Raw genomic sequence first — 2,569 nt, 5'->3', positions numbered from 1 at the left:
TTGAAGACGGAGTGCAGGTTGTTGAACAATCGGACTGGAAGGCCGCTTGATGATATTTTGCTCATACACCAGAATTGACAATAACTCTTTTCAATTGATTAATTCTTTTAACCACCCCTAACCCCTCAAGGGGGACGCTCGCCACGGGGCAGGTGTGCGGGGTTAACACCACCGCACACAAGCTGTAAGCGTATATCACTCCAAATTAGTCAAGGATAAACCTTCGGCGCACTTCGTGCGTCCTTGACAAATTTTACGTTAATCTTGATCACTCCGTAATTCTTATGCGCATTTTATCACAACTTATATGTTGTGTTTTAATCTATTGTGTGCTATAGTTTAATACAACATATAAATTGTGGACTATAGCTCTGTGAATGGTCGGGAAGTCATAAAAATACTAAAAGAAGAAGGCTGGACGCACACAACAACACGAGGCAGCCATTATAAAATGGAAAAAGAGGGATATCGTTCTGTACCTGTCCCCGTTCATGGCAGTAAGGATTTAGGTATTGGCTTATTAAAAGCCATTGAAAAACAAACGGGTGTTAATCTAACGAATAGAGGCAAGCAATGAAAGACGTTATGGATTTAATTTACGGCGCAAAAATTGAGCCGGATGGCGATAGTTTTCTTGCCACATTCCGTGACATCGAAAACGCTTTTACAGAAGGCTCAACCTATGAGGAAGCGGTTTTTAATGCACAAGAGGTGCTTGATTTGATGCTTTTAGATAGGCTGGAACATGACGATGATATCCCCCTTCCCTCTCCAATCAAGAAAGGTGAGGTTCCGATCTCTGCCAGTCCAGAAGTATCAGCACCCGCATTACTCCATATTGCAAGAAAAGATCAAAAATACTCAATGGCTGATGTCGCCAGGACAATGGGGGTTCAGTATCAGAGTTATCAGCGCATGGAGTCTGGAAAAAATCTTACCATGAAAAGCTTAAAACGGGCGGCTTCTGCACTTGGTGCAACAGTAGAAATTCGCCTTCGAAAAGTCAGAACATAAACCATAGCAAATCCATTTAAACCACACGTGGCAGGAAAATAGTTAAATGTGCCAATTAAAACTACAACCTGCTTTTGATTCCGGAACCCATCGCTTTCATAACCATTCATGAGCGAAGCGAATTCCTTTTCAAGTGGAGAAAAAGCCTCAAAGGCCATTGCTGCTTCGTCATCCATCCCCCATTCGCCATTTGATTTAACGTAGTGAATTTTAAATACAAGGTGGAACGCAGGAGCAAAGCGACGAGTAGACCTTGTATTTGGAATTCATGGAGTTAATATCAATGGCGAATGGGGGATGGATGACGAAGCTACTGGACTTGATTGGTGTTCGGAGCGGTTTTTTAAAATCATCCATGACCAAAGGTCATTCATTTTTTAGCAACCTTGTACCAGCTTCTTTGAGTGTTCCATCACCATTAACGTAGGTATAAAGCGTAGTTGTGGTTATATTTAAACGTTTAGCAACCTCATGAGCGACTGACTGCTGCTCGCCCATGGCAGCCATTGCCATTTTAATGGTATGGGCATCCATTTTACGTGGCCGCCCTCCTTTACGCCCTCTCGCTCTTGCTGCTGCCAATCCTGCTTGAGTGCGTTCGCGAATTAATTCCCTTTCAAACTCTGCAAGTGCTGCGAAAATACCAAAGACCAACTTTCCATTGGCTGTTGTTGTATTTATTTCAGCGCCAGCGCCGGATAATACTTTAAATCCCACTTTTTTTTGATTTAATTCATCGATCAACGTTACCAGATGTTTCATGTCTCGACCAAGCCTGTCTAATTTCCAAACCACCAAAGTATTCCCCGGTTGAAGTGCCTTAAGGCATGCTTTAAGACCGGGTCGGTCATCTTTGCGCCCTGAAGCCAGATCTTCATAAACATATTTGCTATCCACACCAGCCTTAAATAAAGCATCTTTTTGCAGATCAAGCAGTTGGCTTCCATCTGATTTTGAAACACGGACATAACCAATTAACACATTACCATCCTGAAAATTAGCAAGAAAAACCAAAAATGAGTTTATCACTTTGTTTTGATTTCCTCTATGGGTTATTTGGTCTGATTCTTTATGCTTTTGAATAAAAAAGACCACCACCAGAAAAACGCTCGTTTTCTTGGTGGTCTAAGCCCCCTGCCCTATATACTACTCAATGCTAGATTTATGCAATCATAATGATTGCCATACGCTAGCAAATTGCTAGCGTATAAAGCCTAAAAAGAAATCTTATGACCCGGGTAACTGCTTGTTGCTTTTTTTCATTTCAAAAATTTCCTGACGATTAACAGCAATCTGTCTTGGTGCATTGACACCAAACTTGATATTGCCGTGCTCATCAGTTTTAAAGCAAAGCAACCTGATCTCTTGTTTGTTTACCGTGAGCTTCAATTCTTTTTCAAATTCAACGTTTACAATATCCATTTCTTTACCTCATCCGGCCAGACATTAAGCAAGTATTGTAACCCGAGTTATTGTCAATTCTGGTGTATGAGCAAAATATCATCAAGCGGCCTTCCAGTCCGATTGTTCAACAACCTGCACTCCGTCTTCAAAC

4 protein-coding genes are annotated in these 2,569 nt (G+C 41.6%); 2 read left to right on the top strand and 2 right to left on the bottom strand.

The features are described from left to right. The first annotated feature begins 373 nt into the window (after nucleotides 1-373). Together Lfee_RS00130 and Lfee_RS00125 are read left to right on the top strand one after the other, a co-directional pair. Entirely contained in the window at nucleotides 374-577 is a 204-nt protein-coding gene (locus Lfee_RS00130) for a type II toxin-antitoxin system HicA family toxin (RefSeq protein WP_058443250.1), read from the top strand. After that, nucleotides 574-1,014 (top strand): type II toxin-antitoxin system HicB family antitoxin, encoded by a 441-nt coding sequence (locus Lfee_RS00125; RefSeq protein ID WP_058443249.1) that lies wholly within the window; start codon nucleotides 574-576, stop codon nucleotides 1,012-1,014. The genes Lfee_RS00130 and Lfee_RS00125 overlap by 4 nt, the downstream gene beginning before the upstream one ends. Nucleotides 1,015-1,380: 366 nt before the next feature. On the opposite strand, the gene Lfee_RS00120 is transcribed toward Lfee_RS00125, so the two are convergent. Together Lfee_RS00120 and Lfee_RS00115 are read right to left on the bottom strand one after the other, a co-directional pair. Next, on the bottom strand, nucleotides 1,381-2,043 hold the full coding sequence (locus Lfee_RS00120; RefSeq protein WP_440589596.1) for a recombinase family protein: 663 nt from the start codon (nucleotides 2,041-2,043) through the stop codon (nucleotides 1,381-1,383). Between the two features lie 198 nt (nucleotides 2,044-2,241). Further along, complete coding sequence (locus Lfee_RS00115) at nucleotides 2,242-2,436, bottom strand: carbon storage regulator (RefSeq protein ID WP_058443248.1); 195 nt, start codon at nucleotides 2,434-2,436, stop codon at nucleotides 2,242-2,244. Nucleotides 2,437-2,569: the final 133 nt, after the last annotated feature.

Origin of the sequence: Legionella feeleii, assembly GCF_001467625.1 — a bacterium.
In the GTDB taxonomy this organism is placed as follows: Bacteria; Pseudomonadota; Gammaproteobacteria; order Legionellales; family Legionellaceae; genus Tatlockia; species Tatlockia feeleii.
This window is presented reverse-complemented; position numbering and strand designations above follow the sequence as displayed.